Below are 2,699 nucleotides of genomic sequence, written 5' to 3' on the forward strand. Positions count from 1 at the left end.
ACCGTGGCGACTATCTGCGTGCCATTGTCAGACTCGCATGCGAACGTGAAGACCTGGGCCCGGAGTTCCGGACCTGGCTCCGCAGTTACGTAGCCCGGAAGCTGACGGACGGCGACAGCTGACACCGACGCCGGGAACGTGTCAGGGCGGGCCGGAGGAAACCTCCGGCCCGCCCTGCCGCGTTGCCGCTGCGCCGTGCGACGGGCTAGAACGGCTCGAAGTCGTCGAACTCCCGGCCGGCCTCGTCGCGCTCCGCCTGCTTGTCGCGACGGCGCTGCGCGGCGGGCCGCTCCGCGTCGAAGCGGTGGTCCTCGCCGCGGCGGCCGAGCATCTCCGCGCCGGCCATGACCGACGGCTCCCAGTCGAAGACGACCGCGTTCTCCTCGGGGCCGATGGCGACGCCGTCGCCGTTCCGGGCGCCCGCCTTCATCAACTGCTCCTCCACGCCGAGGCGGTTGAGCCGGTCGGCGAGGTAGCCCACGGCCTCGTCGTTGTTGAAGTCGGTCTGGCGGACCCAGCGTTCGGGCTTCTCGCCGCGCACCCGGAACAGCGGCTCGCCGCCGATCTCCTCGCGGGTGACGGTGAAGCCGGAGTCGTCCACGGCCTTGGGCCGGATGACGATCCGCGTCGCCTCCTCCTGGGGCTTCGCGGCACGCGCCTTGGCGACCAGCTCACCCAGGGCGAAGGTCAGCTCCCGCAGCCCGATGTGCGCCACCGCCGACACCTCGAACACGCGGTAGCCGCGGGCCTCCAGGTCGGGGCGGACCATCTCGGCGAGGTCCTTGCCGTCGGGCACGTCGACCTTGTTCAGGACGACGATCCGCGGCCGGTTGTCCAGGCCGCCGTACTGCCGCAGCTCCTCCTCGATGATGTCGAGGTCGGAGACCGGGTCGCGCTCGGACTCCAGGGTGGCGGTGTCCAGGACGTGCACCAGCACGCTGCACCGCTCCACATGCCGTAGGAACTCCAGGCCCAGGCCCCTGCCCTGGCTGGCGCCCGGGATCAGACCCGGCACGTCGGCGATGGTGTAGACGGTCGAACCGGCGGTGACGACGCCCAGGTTGGGCACCAGCGTCGTGAACGGGTAGTCCGCGATCTTCGGCTTGGCCGCGCTCAGCACCGAGATCAGCGAGGACTTGCCCGCGCTCGGGTAGCCGACGAGCGCCACGTCCGCGACGGTCTTCAGCTCCAGGACGATGTCCTGGAGGTCCCCGGGCTCGCCGAGCAGCGCGAAGCCGGGCGCCTTGCGGCGGGCGGAGGCCAGCGCCGCGTTGCCGAGGCCGCCCCGGCCGCCCTGCGCGGCGACGTACGACGTGCCGTGCCCGACGAGGTCGGCGAGCACGTTGCCCGCCCTGTCGAGGACGACCGTGCCGTCCGGCACCGGCAGCACCAGGTCCTGGCCGTCCTTGCCGGAGCGGTTGCCGCCCTCACCGGGCTTGCCGTTGGTGGCCTTGCGGTGCGGGGAGTGGTGGTAGTCGAGGAGCGTGGTGATCGACTGGTCCACGGTCAGGATGATGTCGCCGCCGCGGCCGCCGTTGCCGCCGTCCGGGCCGCCGAGCGGCTTGAACTTCTCACGGTGGACGGAGGCACAGCCGTGGCCTCCGTTACCCGCGGCGACATGGAGCTCGACGCGGTCCACGAAGGTGGTCATGGTTCAGTGCCTCCTGGGGGTCTCCCCGGCCGAGGGCTGGGGAAGAACGGGTACTTCTTGTGTCAACACGCGAAAGGCGGACCCGCCTTCCCGACCGGGAAGTGAGGTCCGCCTCGCGAAAGCGTTCGATGCCGAATCAGATGATTCAGGCGACCGGAACGATGTTCACGACCTTGCGGCCACGGTGGGTACCGAACTCCACCGCACCCGGCTGCAGGGCGAACAGGGTGTCGTCGCCGCCACGGCCGACGCCGGCGCCGGGGTGGAAGTGGGTGCCGCGCTGGCGGACCAGGATCTCACCCGCGTTCACGACCTGACCGCCGAAGCGCTTCACGCCGAGCCGCTGGGCGTTGGAGTCGCGACCGTTCCGGGTGGACGATGCGCCCTTCTTGTGTGCCATTTCTCCTCAGTCCCTTACTTCGCAGCCGCGGGGATCGACGTGACCTTGATCGCCGTGTACTGCTGGCGGTGGCCCTGACGACGGCGGTAGCCGGTCTTGTTCTTGTAGCGCAGAATGTCGATCTTCTGGCCCTTGTGGTGGTCCACGACCTCGGCCTGGACCTTGATGCCGGCCAGCACCCACGGGTCGCTGGTCACAGCGTCGCCGTCGACAACGAGCAGGGTCGAGAGCTCGACCGTGTCGCCAACCTTGGCAGTGGAAATCTTGTCAACCTCAACGATGTCGCCGACAGCAACCTTGTGCTGGCGACCACCGCTGCGCACGATGGCGTACACGCGGATCTCTCTTTCGCTCGGGAACGGCACCCCCGCAGGCCAGCCGCCTGGAAAGACCATGGGCGACCTCTCCCGGCCAGCCTTGCGTCCGGGAGGAAGAGGTTTACGGGGATGTGGCGCGCTCAGTCACACGCCGACGGTCAAGGTTACGGTTCACGGCCGAGGGGGTCAAACCGGGCCCCGCACCTGTGCGCCCGATCACTCGAAACCACCCCCATCCACCGCTTCCAGCCCGGCAGCGTCTCGTAGACCGGCTTCGCGTGGTGGAAGTCGCTCTGCGAGTACGGCAGCTCCTCGACCCGCGTGCCGTCGA

The 2,699-nt window shown here is 69.6% G+C and carries 3 protein-coding genes and 1 pseudogene; 1 reads left to right on the forward strand and 3 read right to left on the reverse strand.

Annotated features, from left to right (window positions below):
- A pseudogene (locus tag ACWEN3_RS44840) lies at positions 1-122 on the forward strand (UTP--glucose-1-phosphate uridylyltransferase); the annotation flags it as partial.
- Positions 123-205: 83 nt separating this feature from the next.
- On the opposite strand, the gene obgE reads toward ACWEN3_RS44840, so the two are convergent.
- From obgE to rplU, 3 genes are all read right to left on the reverse strand, one after another.
- The gene (gene obgE / locus ACWEN3_RS44845; protein WP_452983992.1) at positions 206-1,651 is read right to left on the reverse strand and encodes a GTPase ObgE; all 1,446 of its coding nucleotides are present in this window, start codon (positions 1,649-1,651) and stop codon (positions 206-208) included.
- A 145-nt stretch (positions 1,652-1,796) separates the two neighbouring features.
- Positions 1,797-2,051 carry a 50S ribosomal protein L27 gene (rpmA, locus tag ACWEN3_RS44850; protein ID WP_020940020.1) on the reverse strand — a complete coding sequence of 85 codons (255 nt, stop codon included), beginning with the start codon at positions 2,049-2,051 and terminating at the stop codon, positions 1,797-1,799.
- Positions 2,052-2,065: 14 nt separating this feature from the next.
- The gene (rplU, locus tag ACWEN3_RS44855; protein WP_030749991.1) at positions 2,066-2,386 is read right to left on the reverse strand and encodes a 50S ribosomal protein L21; all 321 of its coding nucleotides are present in this window, start codon (positions 2,384-2,386) and stop codon (positions 2,066-2,068) included.
- Positions 2,387-2,699 lie beyond the last annotated feature (313 nt).

The sequence above is a fragment of the Streptomyces sp. NPDC004561 genome, from assembly GCF_053602155.1.